Origin of the sequence: Morganella sp. GD04133, from assembly GCF_029835375.1 — a bacterium.
GTDB classification, from domain to species: Bacteria; Pseudomonadota; Gammaproteobacteria; order Enterobacterales; family Enterobacteriaceae; genus Morganella; species Morganella morganii_B.
Genome location: NZ_JAODZS010000001.1, coordinates 32,522 through 49,064 on the forward strand (window position 1 = coordinate 32,522; position 16,543 = coordinate 49,064).

At 50.3% G+C, this 16,543-nt stretch carries 13 protein-coding genes; 5 read left to right on the forward strand and 8 right to left on the reverse strand.

Annotated features, from left to right (window positions below; all coding sequences use genetic code 11):
• Positions 1–63 precede the first annotated feature (63 nt).
• A complete protein-coding gene (locus N7387_RS00145) occupies positions 64–1,680 on the reverse strand; it encodes an amidohydrolase family protein (protein ID WP_279796038.1) in 1,617 nt (538 codons plus the stop codon).
• Positions 1,681–1,887: 207 nt separating this feature from the next.
• Here N7387_RS00145 and N7387_RS00150 point away from each other — a divergent pair, with 207 nt between their 5' ends.
• A complete protein-coding gene (locus N7387_RS00150) occupies positions 1,888–2,370 on the forward strand; it encodes a hypothetical protein (RefSeq protein ID WP_279796039.1) in 483 nt (160 codons plus the stop codon).
• Positions 2,371–2,387: 17 nt separating this feature from the next.
• Here N7387_RS00150 and N7387_RS00155 read toward each other — a convergent pair whose 3' ends face one another.
• Both N7387_RS00155 and N7387_RS00160 read right to left on the reverse strand, forming a co-directional pair.
• Positions 2,388–3,416, reverse strand: coding sequence for an AbrB family transcriptional regulator (locus N7387_RS00155; protein WP_279796040.1), 1,029 nt, complete (start codon positions 3,414–3,416; stop codon positions 2,388–2,390).
• 149 nt (positions 3,417–3,565) lie between these two features.
• Positions 3,566–4,213, reverse strand: a complete 648-nt coding sequence (locus N7387_RS00160; protein ID WP_262883468.1) for a TetR/AcrR family transcriptional regulator — start codon at positions 4,211–4,213, stop codon at positions 3,566–3,568.
• Positions 4,214–4,430: 217 nt separating this feature from the next.
• Between N7387_RS00160 and N7387_RS00165 the strand changes: the two genes are divergently transcribed.
• Together N7387_RS00165 and N7387_RS00170 are read left to right on the forward strand one after the other, a co-directional pair.
• Positions 4,431–5,645, forward strand: coding sequence for a Tm-1-like ATP-binding domain-containing protein (locus N7387_RS00165; RefSeq protein ID WP_279796041.1), 1,215 nt, complete (start codon positions 4,431–4,433; stop codon positions 5,643–5,645).
• Positions 5,646–5,656: 11 nt separating this feature from the next.
• Positions 5,657–6,484, forward strand: coding sequence for a phosphoenolpyruvate hydrolase family protein (locus tag N7387_RS00170; protein WP_072871975.1), 828 nt, complete (start codon positions 5,657–5,659; stop codon positions 6,482–6,484).
• Between the two features lie 138 nt (positions 6,485–6,622).
• Here the strand turns inward: N7387_RS00170 and mtr are convergent, their stop codons facing one another.
• From mtr to N7387_RS00185, 3 genes are all read right to left on the reverse strand, one after another.
• Entirely contained in the window at positions 6,623–7,867 is a 1,245-nt protein-coding gene (gene mtr, locus N7387_RS00175; RefSeq protein ID WP_279796042.1) for a tryptophan permease, read from the reverse strand.
• Between the two features lie 81 nt (positions 7,868–7,948).
• Positions 7,949–9,346: a tryptophanase gene (gene tnaA, locus N7387_RS00180; protein ID WP_046892081.1), complete on the reverse strand. Its 1,398-nt coding sequence runs from the start codon at positions 9,344–9,346 to the stop codon at positions 7,949–7,951.
• Positions 9,347–9,958: 612 nt separating this feature from the next.
• A complete protein-coding gene (locus N7387_RS00185) occupies positions 9,959–10,852 on the reverse strand; it encodes a diaminopimelate dehydrogenase (protein ID WP_279796043.1) in 894 nt (297 codons plus the stop codon).
• Positions 10,853–11,051: 199 nt separating this feature from the next.
• Here N7387_RS00185 and N7387_RS00190 point away from each other — a divergent pair, with 199 nt between their 5' ends.
• Complete coding sequence (locus tag N7387_RS00190) at positions 11,052–12,398, forward strand: MATE family efflux transporter (protein WP_024472761.1); 1,347 nt, start codon at positions 11,052–11,054, stop codon at positions 12,396–12,398.
• Between the two features lie 422 nt (positions 12,399–12,820).
• Positions 12,821–14,128 (forward strand): L-serine ammonia-lyase, iron-sulfur-dependent, subunit alpha, encoded by a 1,308-nt coding sequence (locus tag N7387_RS00195; protein ID WP_279796044.1) that lies wholly within the window; start codon positions 12,821–12,823, stop codon positions 14,126–14,128.
• A 282-nt stretch (positions 14,129–14,410) separates the two neighbouring features.
• Here N7387_RS00195 and N7387_RS00200 read toward each other — a convergent pair whose 3' ends face one another.
• Together N7387_RS00200 and yjiA are read right to left on the reverse strand one after the other, a co-directional pair.
• Positions 14,411–15,394 (reverse strand): type II toxin-antitoxin system PemK/MazF family toxin, encoded by a 984-nt coding sequence (locus tag N7387_RS00200; RefSeq protein ID WP_279796045.1) that lies wholly within the window; start codon positions 15,392–15,394, stop codon positions 14,411–14,413.
• A gap of 149 nt (positions 15,395–15,543) precedes the next feature.
• Complete coding sequence (yjiA, locus tag N7387_RS00205; protein ID WP_015422481.1) at positions 15,544–16,503, reverse strand: GTPase; 960 nt, start codon at positions 16,501–16,503, stop codon at positions 15,544–15,546.
• Positions 16,504–16,543: the final 40 nt, after the last annotated feature.

Genomic DNA, 16,543 nt, shown 5'->3' on the forward strand with positions numbered 1-16,543 from the left:
AAATGCAAAACCGCCTCCGTAAAAAGAGGCGGTTTTTTTGTGCTGCTCACACGGCACGGTCAATTATTTTTTATAGTTGTAACCGGCTGAGAAATTCTCACGCGCCTGCTCCTGAGCGGCATCAAAGAAGGTTGCCACCTCCTCTGCGGTCTGCTTCGGCAGCTTTTTCGCCGCTTTCTGAATACGGCCCAGTGCTTCTGTCGCATCAGAACGGATTTTATCGGTATTCTGCTGTGTCAGCTGACCAAAACGTTTTTTTACGTCCCCGTTGACGATAACAGTATCCACACCGGACGCGGTGGTTTGCAGCACCACTGAACCCGCCGGATAACTGGACGGCACAAAGGCTTCTTTCTGGGAAACAATAATAATATCCGCTTTTTTACCTTTGCTGATGGAGCCGATCTCTTTCTCCATCCCCATTGCTTCCGCACTGCCGTGTGTTGCCCAAGTCAGCGCATCACGCACACTCAGGTCAATTTTAGTGGTGGTTTTACCGGTGCGGTTTGCTTCTGCTTCGTTGTCCATACAGCGCTGGAACTGAAGACCCAGACGCATCTGTGAGAACAGGTCACCGGAGCCGACACACACTATATCGCTGCTCAGACCCGGTTTAAAGCCGTGATCAAGACTGGCGCGGAACGGCGGACGTCCCATCCCCATCTGCATTTCGGTTTCCGGCGCGATAGAGACTTTACCGCCGGTCTCTTTCAGGATCTTCCACTCGCTGTTATCCAGTGACGTACAGTGGATATGGAGATGACCGGGCTTAAGCAGATTATTGTGTTTCAGCTCATGCAGCCCTTTCAGCAGAATAGATTTTTCCGCTGCCCCGGTATGGGATGCGACAAAAATGCCCAGCTTATTCGCCAGCTCAATCTCTTTTGCGGTATCGGCAAACGGAATGGTGCCGAAATCACTCAGCAGAACCCCCATCTGATTCAGGCTGCGGTTGCTGTAGCCGTAATAGTGCTGATGAATATTCTTCATCACATCCAGACGCTGCTGATGGCTGCGGAAGCGGTTACTGCCTTTATAATCATAAGCCTGCATACCGTAGGCATAGATACTGCGGATCCCGGAGGCACGCAGGGATTCAATCGCCGCCGGGGCATGATCCGGTGAGTTAACACAGTCACAACAGTCAAGAATGGTGGTTACCCCGGCATTCAGCGCTTCAACCGATCCCACCAGCGCTGCCATGCGGATATCGTCCGGCTCCATGACTGAACCGATGCCGTAGAAGGTGGAGCCGAGGAATCCGGCCAGCGACATATCCGCAGAGATCCCGCGCAGCAGTGACATCCAGGTATGACGGTGGCTGTCGATAATCCCCGGCAAAATAATACCGCCGTCTGCATCAATCAGTTCCGCATCCACCCCGGCAAATTTGGACACCGGGCCGATATCGACAATTTTATCACCGTCAATCAGCACCGCCCCGTCAGCAATATCACCATATTTTTCATCCATGGTGATCAGATAACCGTTATAAATCAGTTTGTTTTGTTTATCTGTTTTGATATAGCGCTTATTTTTATCATCGGCCCCCGCCAGCACTGAGCTTCCGCCCGCTAATGCGGAATGGCTGCCGAGCACACCGGCCGCCAGCCCCATTGTGCCGAGACCGGCATTTTTCAGGAAAGATCGTCTTGACGGATCCTGCGCTTTTTCTGTCATTTGATTATGACTCCTCACACGGTTAACAGACACCCATAAAAATGTACCAATTAGTACATTTTGAAAAGTCTAACAAGAGTAATTCGTATTAACCAGTACATATTGTGTGATTTTCTGTACGGACAGACACCGGGCACAGTTTTTTCTGTCATCTTTTTTTATACTGCCTGATGCGTTTTTTATATGAATATCAGGGAAGAAATCATAATGCGACTGTCCCATACCTTTCTCAGAGGGCTCTCTGTACTGCTGCTGTGCGGGATGTTAAGCGGTTGCGGGGTATTTTATGGTGCCATGTGCGGCAGTATGACCCTGTTTACGCCGTCAGAATCAGTGACAAAAATCGCGCTGCCGGATGCGGTGACCGGCCTGTCGTATGATCAGACCATTGAAATTGCCCGGCATACCGGGATGATCCCGTTTTATGTCAGTGAGAAACCGGACTGGATGACCGTCACACTGATGTCAAAAAATGAGGCCGGGGAATGGCTCCCGCTGATCACCGAAGAGGAGTGGCAGACACAGGTGATGAAAGCAGATGAACGCCCGCTGATCGCCGCCCGTTTGCAGGGAACGCCGCCGGAGCGCGGCAACGTCCGGATAAACATCAAAGGTGCAGCCTACCGCACCATGTGCGGAAGTTCTGATCCGGTCTATTCCCTGCGGCTGACGGTGAAAAAAGCGGAGTAATTACTTACTACGCTTAATTACTTACTCCGACGTTCCTGAATATACAGCACCACCGACGGCACGCTCTGAATAATCAGCATGCGGAGAATATGGTTAAGCATGACAAAACCCGCATCGATTCCCATGGCAATTGCAGCAAATGTCATCGCTTCCATGCTGCCCGGTGCCCAGGAAAGCAACAGCATCGGGAAGGAAAAACCGGTCAGGTGAGACGCTCCGAATGCAATCAATGCAGTCAGCACAATATTGATCAGTACCACCTGCGCGGAAGTCACCATATTGCGCAGCAGTGACCTCAGCGGAAACAGGACAAAATAGCTCCCGATATACATGCCGATCAGCGTCATACTGATATCATTCAGCGGCAGCGGAAAAACAATGTAAGTACTCACCACGCTCTGAACAGCAATCGCCGTGCCCAGTGATGTCAGCATAAACGGAGCCGGGACATTGATTTTTTCCAGCGCTTTGCCGGATAAATACCCGCACACCGCAATCACCAGCAGCCACAGTACGGACACCAGACTCTGCGGCGGAATATCCGCAGGCGGCGGGACAGGATGATCACTGCCGACCACCACGCCCGCCAGCATAATCAGAATAATCAGGCGGATAGTATGGGAAATCACCACCTTCTGCGGCGGTGTACCGGTGTGATCCATCAGCGCCAGAATCGCCGCCATTGCCCCCGGCACCGCTCCCAGCAGAGATTCCTGAACTGACCACCCCACCCGTTTGCGGAACCAGAGGAAACTGACGGTAAACTGCACCGCCAGACACGACACCATGGTGAGCATAATCAGCAGAAGATGATCAAACTGGCTGAGATCGACACGGGTAAACATCAGCCCGACGGATGTCCCGAGCACCATCTGGACAAAAGTTAATGTTCCCTTCGGAATAGTGAGCGAAATGGTGAAACGGTGCGCAATAATAATCAGAATAATGGGACCGAACATCAGCGCCATCGGCACGTTCAGGTACGCCAGCAATAATCCGGCAGCGAAACAGGCCGAAATCCCCGCTGCTGTTTTGATAATATTCATATTGTTATAATGTCAGCCGGTTGCCGGAACAGGAAATCAGTCTATCACCGGAATCAATTAATTACAGGGGATATAATTATGCGGGTAACTTTCTCGCCATCAGAAGCGGAAATCGGTGTGGTGAATGGCAGATAAGAAAACAGCCGTGATTACGGCTGTTCATCGTGTTCACGGCTGTCCGCCATGGCCTGATTCAGAATCGCTTTTGCCATCCACTGAGTAATATCAATGACTTCACCGTCATTCATCTTCCAGATATCTTTCATCACCAGGAACACTTCCGAGCCGTATACCAGCGAGAACGCGCGGATCACTTTATCCAGTGTTTCCTGATCGACATGCGCCTTCAGCGGCTCGGTAACATTCGCCAGAATCGCCTTACGGTGCCCTCTGACCAGTTTTTTCTCTTCATTAATCTGGGATTTGGCCGATGCCGAGCGATCCTGCGCCCACTGCTGCAACGACACATACAGTGCCGCACGCAGTGCGCCTTCGTGGCGGAACATTTGCGGATACGCGAAAGCCAGTAATTGTTCCATCCGGTCGCGGGTTTCCGGGCTGTCGGAGCGCCAGGTCAGAATCGGGCCGAGACTGGCATCCACGGTGGCGGCGATTAAATCACTTTGTGTCGGAAAATAACGGTAAGCCGTTGCCCGTGACACGCCGGCTTCTGCTGCCAGTTCAGAGACTGAGGGCATTGCCCCCTGCTCAAACAGGGCCAGCGCGGTATTGACCAGCAGATTAAATGTCCGCTTCCGTGTGCCGGAGTAAGGTGCCCCATCATCAGTACAGGCCATAACTGATTTCCTTTAACAATTTTCGGTGAATTTCGCGCGGCTATCTTACACAACATCCCCGCCTGCAACACCCTTATGGTGTTTTTTTATCAAAAAACTGATTTAAAGATAGACAAATTGAGATGCATGTCTCAAAATCCGTCAAACAAAATGATACTACAGTCTCATTCTGGTTATGATGCGTTATCAGACATCCGATATCCCTTTGAGGTTAACCATGAACAGCAATAAAGGCGCTGTCTATATCGCCACAACGCTCGATACCAAAAGTGATGAGATTTTTTATGTCAGTGAGCTGATTCAGCGCACCGGCCTCACGGTAAAAACTGTGGATTTAACCACAAAACCCGGCCAGCTGGCCCGGGAAGCGGATGTCTGCGCCCGTGATGTTGCCGCCTGTCACCCTGACGGCGAAAGCGCGGTTTTCTGCGGCGACCGCGGTCGTGCTATCGCGGCAATGGCTGTCGCCTTTGAACGTTTCCTTGCAAAACAAAATGATATTGCAGCACTTCTCGGTTTAGGCGGATCCGGTGGAACGGCACTGATTACACCAGCAATGCAATCCCTGCCTGTCGGCATCCCCAAACTCATGGTTTCCACCATGGCCTCCGGTGATATTTCCGGCTATATCGGCGCAAGCGATATTGCCATGCTCTACTCTGTCACTGATGTCTCCGGCCTGAACCGAATTTCACGTAAAGTTCTCCGTAATGCGGCTAACCAGATTGCCGGGGCGGTTTACTTCTGTCAGGAAGAGCAGGTGACTGATAAACCCGCCATTGCCCTGACCATGTTCGGTGTCACCACACCGTGTATCCAGCAAATCAGCAAAGAACTTGAAGCGGATTACGATTGTCTGGTCTTTCACGCGACCGGCAGCGGCGGTAAAGCCATGGCAAAACTGGCGGATGACCATCTGTTCGACAGTATCCTTGACCTGACCACCACGGAAGTGTGTGATTATCTTTTCGGCGGCGTTCTCGCCTGTGATGAAGACCGTTTCGGTGCTATTGCCCGTTCACAGACGCCGTATATCGGCTCCTGCGGTGCTCTGGATATGGTCAATTTCGGCCGCCCGTCCACCGTACCGGAAAAATACGCCGATCGTCAGTTTTATCACCACAACGCCCAGGTCACCCTGATGCGTACCACCCCGGAAGAAAATGCACAGATGGGACGCTGGATTGCGGAAAAACTCAACCAGTGTCACGGTGATGTTATTTTTATCATTCCGGAAGGCGGTTTTTCCGCCCTCGATGCTGAAGGTATGCCGTTCTGGTCGCCGGATGCGGACCGCGCCTTTATTGAGGCGTTCGAAACCTATTATAAACAAACAGAAAAACGTATTTTACGCAAATGCCCGTATCACATTAATGACCCGGAATTTACCCGTTTTGTCATTAACCAACACCAGCAATTACGGGCGAAATAAGGAGACACAAGATGCCACTTTCCCGTGACGCATTACTGAAAAAATTCAATGACATGATTTCACGTGGTGAGCCGATTATCGGCGGCGGTGCCGGTACCGGTCTGTCAGCAAAATGTGAGGAAGCCGGCGGTATCGATCTCATCGTTATCTATAACTCCGGCCGTTACCGCATGGCAGGGCGCGGCTCGCTGGCCGGTCTGCTGGCTTACGGTAATGCCAATGAAATCGTCATGGATATGGCAAAAGAAGTGCTGCCGGTCGTGAAACATACACCGGTACTGGCGGGTGTTAACGGCACCGATCCGTTCTGTCAGTTTGATAAATTCCTCGACGATATCAAAGCCACCGGATTTTCCGGCGTGCAGAACTTCCCGACGGTCGGTCTGATCGACGGTAAATTCCGTGCCAATCTGGAAGAAACCGGCATGGGTTATGCGCTGGAAGTCGAGATGATCCGCAAGGCACGTGAAAAAGATCTGCTGACAACACCGTATGTTTTCAGCCGTGAAGATGCTATTGCCATGACCGAAGCCGGTGCGGATATCCTCGTGCCGCATATGGGCCTGACCACCGGCGGTAATATCGGGGCGGAAACCGCCACCACGCTGGATGACTGTGTTGAGATGATCAATGACTGGGCGAAAGCGGCTAAAGCCATCCGTCCGGACATTATTGTATTGTGTCACGGCGGCCCTATCGCGACCCCGGAAGATGCACAATACATTTTAGATCGCTGCCCGGACTGCCACGGTTTTTACGGGGCCAGTTCCATGGAGCGTTTACCGACAGAAGTGGCATTAAAAGCCACCACCGAAGCGTTTAAAAATATAACAAGATAATTAAATTATTTATTTTTTAAGTCAACACCGGGTGCCTGCAATATATATTGCAGGCATTTTTTTAATATCAAAAATCCGCCCTCATGAGTCAGCGGACAGGATTATTAATCTCAACAATCCTGCCGCTTAAGTCATCGCTTACCGGTAAACCGGCAACAGGCTGAAACCCGACAAAATATGTACCACCGCGTTCAGTACCCCGAAGCCCAGGATCAGCCAGATCATGGGCTCGCCGCCCCAGACCCTGAATTGCGGGCTGCCGAAGCGTTTCCGGGATGCGCGGGCCAGCAGTGCCGGGACAATCGCGGCCCAGACCGTCGCCGCCAGACCGGCAAAACCGATGGCGTAAATAAAGCCGTCCGGATAGATCAATCCGCCCAGCATCGGCGGGATAAAGGTAACACCGGCGGTTTTCAGACGGCCGGTTTTGCTGTCATCAAATTTGAACAGATCTGCCAGATAATCAAACAGTCCCAGTGTCACCCCGAGGAACGAGCTGGCCACCGCAAAGTTCGAGAACACAATCAGCAGCAGTTCCAGTCCCCGGCTGTGCAACACGCCGCTCAGCGCCTGAACCAGCACATCAATATTACCCCCCTTCTCCGCAATCGGAATAAAGTCCGGACGAGGGATATTACCCATCGTGCCGAGCATCCAGATGATATAGAGCACCAGCGCCATCAGTGTGCCGATGGTCAGACAGCGGCGGATTTTACCGGGCTCTTTGCCGTAATATTTCATCAGGCTCGGCACATTACCGTGGAACCCGAACGAGGCCAGACAAAACGGCCGCGTAAACAATACATAAGGCAGATAGGAAGCGTCCGGCTGTGCCACGTTCAGTAAGACCGCCGGTTTCACATTCCACAGCAGACCGCCGAATGTCATAAAGAATGTCAGGATTTTGGCTCCGAGCACAATCGTCGTCATCCGGCTGACCGCTTTGGTACTCAGCCAGACAATAAACGCGACGGCAAGGGCAAACAGAAACCCGCCCATCCGCGCCGGAAGCGCAATCCCCGCCTGCGCGAAGGTGTGGCTCAGCACCGAACCGCTGGCGGAAATATAGGCATAGGTCAGAATATACAGGACGAACGCAATAGTCAGACCGTTAATAAGATTCCAGCCGTTTCCCAGCAGATCGCGGGTGATCGTATCAAAACTGGCACCAATCCGGTAATTCAGGTTGGCTTCCAAAATCATTAATCCTGAGTGCAGCATACAAAACCAGGTGAATACCAGTGCTGCAATCGACCAGAAAAACCATGCACCGGACATTACCACCGGCAGGGAAAACATCCCCGCACCAATGATAGTTCCGCCGATAATCATTGCTCCGCCGAATACGGACGGCGAAACAGAGGACGCAGGAACAGTAGCCATAAGAGTACCTCTGGTGGCTTAATATTATCATTATGTTTGAAATCAGGAGGATGTCGCGCATCCTCCTGTAAGACGACAGGGTTACATGACAGGCTTCAGGCGGGCGACAAAGTGACGCAGAACCGGCGGTTCATAGGTGAATGTCAGCCCTTTGATATCCGCGGCTTTTTCTTTCAGCCGGATAAAGGCATCCGCGATATAATCCATATGGTCATTGGTATAGACACGGCGCGGAATTGTCAGGCGCAGCAGCTCCATCGGTGACGGCTTCTGAATACCGGTTTCCGGGTCACGCCCCAGCAGCAGCGAGCCGATTTCCACCCCGCGGATGCCGGATTCCAGGAACAGCTCATTATTCAGGGCATGCGCCGGGAACTGATCGCCCGGGATATGCGGCAGCATTTTCTTCGCATCGACAAAGACCGCGTGGCCGCCGACCGGATACTGGATCGGGATCCCCGCTTCGCGCAGACGTTCACCCAGATATTCCACCTGGGTGATACGGTAGCGGAGGTAATCCTCATCCATCCCCTCTTCCAGCCCGATAGCCAGCGCTTCCATATCACGTCCGGCGAGGCCGCCGTAAGTGACGAAGCCTTCCATCGGCACACAGCGGGTGCGCACTTCGTTAAACAGATCTTCGTCATCACGGAAGCAGCACAGACCGCCGATATTCACCAGTGAGTCCTTTTTCGCCGACATTGTCAGCATATCGCCGTATTTATACATCTCTTTGACGATCTCTTTCACCGATTTATCCGCATAGCCTTTTTCGCGCTGTTTGATAAACCAGGCGTTTTCACAGAAGCGTGCAGAGTCAATCACCACCGGGATATCGTACTTTTTGGCGATCTCATACACGGCTTTCATGTTTGCCAGTGATATCGGCTGACCGCCGGAGCTGTTACAGGTCACGGTGGTGACAATCGCGGCCACATTTTTTGCGCCGTGCTCTGCGATTGCCGCATTGAGCAGATCTAAATCGAAATCGCCTTTCCAGTCATAATAGGTTGTGGTATCAAAGGCTTTTGGTGTGACCACGTTGATCGCTTTCGCCCCGTTTAACTCCACATGGGCAGCCGTGGTATCAAAGTGGAAGTTGGAGATAAAGACCGGCTTATCCGCCCCGGATTTGCGGCGGCGGGCGATCAGTGACGGGAACAGAATCTGCTCGGCACCGCGCCCCTGGTGTGTCGGGATAGTGAACGGATAGCCAATCAGTTTTTTCACCTGATCACAGAGATGATAGTAGTTACGGGAACCGGCATACGCCTCATCCCCCATCATCAGCCCGGCCCATTGGCGGTCACTCATCGCACCGGTACCGGAATCGGTCAGCAGGTCAATAAAGACCACATCACCCGGTAATAAAAACGGGTTATATCCGGCTTCTTTCAGGGCAACTTCCCGCTCATTGCGGGTTGTCATCCGGATATTTTCGACCATTTTAATACGGAACGGTTCTGGAATACGTTTCATTATTTTACTCTCCGGTTTCGGGCTGCCGGATATATTTATCCGCTGCATTTTCCTGAAAAGAAAATACAGAAATACAGCCACGTTATATCAGCGTGTTTTTAATTAATTTTTGTGGTAATACGCAGGCGGAGAATTACTCAGGGAAGAAGTTTGAAATACGATGATCAATATTAAACCATGCCTGCACAAGGCAGACACCGGCGAGATGACTTGGGATGGATAAGAAATTCATACACAAAGCCCTCTGAGTGGATAAGTAACGCACAAAATTACATTGAATAATCCTTTTGTCCATGATCAACATCTCACTTATTATAATTATATGCATTAATTAAATATAATTATTCCAATAAGTTATTACATTATGTAAGCGCTATTAATCAATTGCCGTCGTTATCAATTTCACACCGAATAGTCTTCCTTTTTATTTATTCATAAAGACATCAGACGTACCGGATACCGCACCGAAAATAGGCGTGTTTTTATATTCATAAAAAATAGTTTCGACAATAACATTACAGATATAACAGTTAATTTAATTATCCGTTTTACAGATAATAAAAAAGTGGTTTTCACCACTTTTTTCAACGCTGTTTTGTGACTGAAATATCACTACACCAGTTTACTGATCCAGCTGTTGATATCCCCGGCCAGGAAATTTACCGGCGGGATTTCAATCACACTGTATGCGCCCGGCTGCTGACGGCAGGCCGCCCGTGCCGCAGACACCATAAACTGGGAGGTCAGCGCCGGGTTGTTGATGCGCATGCTGTATTCAAACAGCTGGTTATGGGTTTTACCGGACACGCCTTTGTGGGTCATGGAGACACCGTGTCCCACATCTTTCAGGGCATCCACACTGTCCACCTGACGGACATGCGTCTCATCGGAAGCAAAATAGCTGTCGGCTTTCAGTGCGGTGGTCACGGACTCGATATCATGGCCCGGTTCAATCTCAACATAGACCATGCGGCGGTGAACACCGGTACCCAGCGGAATGGTCATGGAGAGTGCATCTTTCACACCGGGAATTGCTTTGGCGGCAACACTGTGGCCCATACTCATCCCCGGCCCGAAGTTGGTGTACGTCAGCCCTTTCGGTGCCATTGCCTGCATCAGCGTGCGGATAATGGAGTCGGAACCCGGATCCCAGCCTGCGGAGATGATGGCAGTACACTCACCGGCGCGGGCAATCGGGTCAAGGTGCGCTTTCAGCGCGACTATTTCACTGTGAACATCAAAACTGTCCACGGTATTAATCCCCAGTGCGAGGATCTCCGAGGCCACCGCACGGATAGCGCGGGTCGGCGAGCACAGCAGTGCCACATCTACCTTGCCCAGTTCACGGATATCCGCCACCACCGGATACACAGAATCCGTATCCGCAGCAGACGGGTTGCGGCGCACAATCCCTGCAATCTCAAAATCAGCGGCAGCTTCCAGTGCCTCAATCGCATACTGTCCGATATTGCCGTAACCAACGACGGCGGCTCGTATTTTTTTCACGGAATTCTCTCTGTCATCATTGATTCGTCAGACAAGGAAATCATACTTATTTACGAAAGGAAATATTGATTTCTTAATTAGTTATGAAAAAAATGTTTTATTTTTCACCTTTCACTATTCTCAGTAATATTATCCTGGTAGAATCCGGCTCCCTGTATCCATCCCGGAACAAAAATCACACTCTTTACAGAAGGTCGTCATGCATCAGTCTGATGTGACAGAGCGCGGGCTCTTTTCTTTAAGCTGGCCGATTTTTATCGACCTGTTATTACACTTTTCCACCTTCCTGATTAATACCTGGATGGTCAGCCATGTGTCGTCAAAATATCTGGCGGCCATGGCGGTCGGCAACCAGGCGTTTGACCTGTTTATCACTATTTTTAACTTTATCAGTGTCGGATGCAGTGTGGTCATCGCCCAGTATATCGGCGCGGGCAGACGGGATAAGGCCAGTCAGGCCATTCATATTTCCATCGCGTTTAACCTGCTGCTGGGATTACTGTCCGCCGGGTTTACCATTATTTTCGGTTATAAAATTCTGGAACTGATGAATACCCCGGAACATCTGATGGAAGATGCCTTTAATTATCTGCATATTCTGGGGATCTGTTTAATTCCGGAAGCGGTGACCATCATTCTGGCGGCCTGTCTGCGCGTCTACGGCAGAGCCAAACCGGCAATGTATGTCACGCTGGTCGCCAACGTGGTAACTGTCGTCGGTAACTGCATTGTGCTGTACGGCCTGTTCGGGCTGCCGCAATACGGGCTGGTCGGTGTCGCCTGGTCCACGGTGGCAGGGCGTCTGATCGCCGTGGCGCTGCTGTGCGGCCTGCTCTTTTACGGTCTGCGGATTAAATTCGTGCCGCGCATGCTGTTTCACTGGTCCAAAAATATGCTGAAGCAGATCCTGCATGTCGGTCTGCCGTCTGCCGGGGAGAACCTGGTCTGGATGCTGCATTATATGGTTGCAATTGCCTTCATCGGGCTGATGGGCGAAACCGCGCTGGCGGCACAGACCATCTACTTCCAGTTATCACTGTTTATTATGCTGTTCGGGATAACCATCAGTATCGGGAATGAAATCCTGGTCGGGCATCTGGTCGGGGCAAAACGCTTTGAGGATGCCTATCAGCGCGGCATGAAAAGCCTGAAAACCGGCTTTTTCAGCACCATCCCGATTGTCTTCCTGTTCTGGCTGTTCCGCGACCACCTCGCTTACGGGCTGAGTGACGATCAGGCGGTGATAAAACTGCTGCTGCCGCTGTTCCTGCTGTCGGTTTTCCTCGAGCCGGGACGCACGCTGAATATTGTGATGGTAAACGCCCTGCGTGCCGCCGGTGACGCCCGTTTCCCGCTTTGTACTGCCCTGTTCTTTATGTGGTGTGTGGCGCTGCCGGTCGGCTATGTGCTGGGAATCAAACTGGAGATGGGAATACTGGGGATCTGGATTGGTTTTCTGTGTGATGAGTGGCTGCGCGGGCTTGTGAATACATGGCGCTGGCGCTCGAAAAAATGGCAGTCAAAACGACTGGATATTGAAGGCTGATCCTGCGGCAGAATTCCTGCTGCGGCTGCGCAGCGGGAATTACCTGACAAACCAGCTGATAACATCACAACCGGTCAAATAAGAGAAAAAATACAGAGTTATGTTCTGATAAATAGCGATGAACTCAGTTTTTCGTGACTGCTGTCACGGGACCTCATCACACTTTTTTATTTATGCATAACATAATGCATACAAATCATATTCAATAATATATTTAAATCAAATGGTTAGATAAGTATTTTTATCTCTTTTCACCGCCGGACGATTTCTTGCTTCTTTCCCCCTTATCCGCCCTATTTTTCATTTCCGGGAGAAAGTTTTTCTCCGGATTCTGAAAATACCCCTGAATTGTGAAAGGATTTTTCTGCTGCCCTTTCGGTACACTGATCCGCATAACGGATTCGCGTATTTAAGGCTGAAAAATGGCAACACATCACACCCCTGCTCAATGGAACAATTTTGTCGCGGCACTGCGTCAGTCAGTCAAACCGGCGACAGGCTGTACCGAGCCGATTTCTCTGGCACTGGCTGCCGCAAAAGCCGCCGCCTGCCTCAGCGGCGCACCAACCCAAATTCGCTGCTATGTTTCCCCGAACCTGATGAAAAACGGCCTCGGCGTGACCGTTCCGGGAACAGGCATGACCGGCCTGCCGGTCGCTGCGGCACTTGGTGCTATCGGCGGACAGCCAGATGCCGGCCTGAATGTCCTGTGCGGGGTGACTGCGGACAATATTGCCACCGGGAAAGCCTTTCTTGCCTCCGGTGCGGTGTCTGTGGAAATCAAAGAGCCGTGCAGCCACGTACTTTACTCTGAAGCCACCGTATACAGCGGTGACGATCAGGCCACCGTCACTATCTGCGGCGATCATACCCATGTGACCGAAATCAGCCATAACGGCACGGTTATTTATCAGGATGATGCGCTCACGCATCAGAGCGGCAGTGATAACCCGTTCGCGGATGCCTGCGCCCGGGATATTTATGATTTCGCCACTCAGGCCCCGGTGTCGATGATCAATTTTATGCGTCAGGCTGCCGATCTGAATGATGCTTTGGCCCGCGAAGGTATGTCCAATCCGTACGGGTTACAAATCGGCCGTTCGCTGGAAAAACAGCGTGAGCGGGGATTGCTGTCAAAAGACCTGCTGTCCGACATTATGATCCGCACCTCATCAGCCTCGGATGCCCGTATGGGCGGCGCGCAGCTGCCTGCCATGAGCAACTCCGGTTCCGGTAACCAGGGGATCGCCGCTACCCAGCCGGTGGTGGTGGTCGCGGAATATTTACAGGCGAATGAAGAGCAGCTTATCCGCGCCCTGACATTGTCTCACCTGATGGCGATTTATATTCACAGTCAGTTCCCGCCGCTTTCCGCTCTGTGTGCGGCGACGACCGCCTCAATGGGGGCAGCAGCCGGTATCGCATGGTTATTTGAAGGGAAATATGAGCCGGTGGCGATGGCTATCAGCAGCATGATCGGCGATATCAGCGGTATTATCTGTGATGGCGCTTCCAACAGCTGTGCGATGAAAGTGTCCAGCGGTGTCAGCGCGGCCTATAAAGCGGTGCTGATGGCAATGAATCAGCAGTGTGTCGGCGGTAACGACGGCATTGTCTGCACGGACGTGGATAAATCCATTGCTAACCTCTGTGCGCTGGCCAGCCTGTCTATGCAGCACACCGATGTGCAGATTATTGAAATCATGGCAAACAAGGCAAAATCAGCCTGATTTTTCCGGGTTTGGCTTTTTAAGGAAGCCCCCTTTCCTTTACCGGCCGCACCGGCCGGTTTTTTTATGGCGTCCATAACCCCTGTGACGGACAACACAAACACCGGTTTCTGTCCTCGCTATCCATTATCCTCTTTGAATAGTACTTACAAAAAAACCACCCTGACGGTGGTTTTTTTGTAAGTACTATTATGTTCGTCTGCATGCATTTTTCAGCGTCATACGGAGAGGGCAGTCTCTTTATCCGTACCGTACACCAAAATTACAACATAGCAGAGGCAACTAGTCAATACTTAAATATTCATTAATTTCTTGGTCAATCATGGCTTCTGATACATTATCGCTGGTAACCATATAGAGCTGTTTTAATATATGCAGTTTTTTATTAAGTTCATTATTTTCTAAATAGCTTTTTTTCAATTTATCTTCTGATATTTTATTATCTGACTCTAAACTATCCGCTCTTTTTTTATTGTTTGCATATTCCTCTCGTAAATCAGGCAGACCAATGGACGATAGCAATGCCTCTTCAAGCTTCCATATATCGGATCTTATTATTTTCCGGGTATACTTTTCATCCCTGAAAAATTTATATGCGCTGCGATTTTTCGCATGCGGGGGTAAAATCCTGGCCGGAGAAACAGTCTGTATCATTTCACATAAGACATAACTTTCTTTATCTTTTAAAAAATCAGAAATAAATTCAACCGAGCTTTCATCCAACTTAAACACTGACTTATTAACGGGGCAGAAGTCTGGTTTTTGTGACGTAACAGGAACTATCTTCACACCATGTCTGTCCGCACTGACCACGATAGCCGGCCTTCTTTTATGCATTTCACCATTCTGATGATAGCACGGATAAGAGTACGTATTTTTAATCTCTCCTGACAGATTTGTTAATTGATATATATGACCGAATTCAACAATAACAATTGCGCCCTTCTTAACAATTCCCCAGAAGTGTTTCTTTACTTTCTTAGCTGTTTCATTTAAATAAATATCGGTCTCAATATCCTTTTCAGAAAGGTAAATTTCATACACGCCTTTCTGAGAAACAGACCCAATAACATACTCTACCTTCCAGCGGGTACTTTCTTGGTTTGAGAATTTCCGGGTAATAAAGAATGGTGTATTTTTACGGTTTACCGGTAAAATAAACTCATTAATATTCTCATGAACTTCCCTTCCTAATAATTCAGGTTCATTAAATTCACATGCTGATAATTTATCTTTTTTATAATAGCAGATTACTGTGCTTTCCATTTTCCACTCATATCTCATCAGCTGACCAGGTAATGAAAAGTATCCTTTATGCCATATAAAAAAACAAGAACCAGCACCGCGTAATTAATATTCCTATTTACTGACAGACAACCGGCAGTATTTCCCCGGAGCACCGGGGAAATACTGATTTATGCCGTCAGCGTGGCAAACGCATTGCGGATTTCCTGCTCCGGCAGCTGCATGCCGATAAAAATCAGCACACTCTGTTTTACATCATCCTCGCGCCATTCGCGGTCAAAGTCCGCGCTGTACAGGCGCTGAACGCCCTGGAATAACAGGCGGCGCGGTTCATCTTTAATCCAGAGTAACCCTTTATAACGCAGCATATTATCGGCATAGCTGAGCAACAGGGTTTCCATGGCGCGGGAAATGGCACTGATTTCCACCGGTTTATCCATGGTGATCACCAGAGACTGAATGTCATTTTGCTGTTTCGGCGCAAAGCGGAACAGCGGCTTGCTGATTTCCACATTGTCATCCAGCATAAAACCGCCGACATTAAACAGCAGGTTCATGTCAATATCGCCGTTAATCACCTTATACACCGGCGCTTTGGCATTAATCCGCTGTAAACGGGCGAGCAGCGCCTCATTATCCGGCTCAACGTCCGTTTTGGTCAGCAGAATGCGATCCGCGTAGCCAATCTGCGCCTGAGCGATAGTGAACTGATCCAGCTGCTGCTGTGCATGCACCGCATCCACCAGCGTGATAATGCCGTCCAGCACATAACGCTCACACAGTTTCTCATTGGAGAAAAAGGTTTGTGTGATCGGCCCGGGGTCGGCCATCCCGGTGCACTCAATCACCAGGCGGTCAAAATCAATTTTGCCGCTGTCCAGGTTTTCGCACAGGTCGAGCAGCGCATCTTCCAGCTCACTTGAGCGGCTGCAGCAGATACACCCGTTGCTCAGGGTTTTTATCTGTGTGGCACGGTCACCGATAATTTCATCATCGATAGGCACCTCACCGAATTCATTTTCAATCACAGCAATTTTCTGCCCGTGCTCCTCGTGGAGAATATGGCGCAGCAGCGTGGTTTTACCGGCCCCCAGGAAACCGGTCAGGATAGTCACGGAGATAGGTTGCATAATCGGGTCCTTCTTACAGACAGCGGAACAAAGGCTGTCA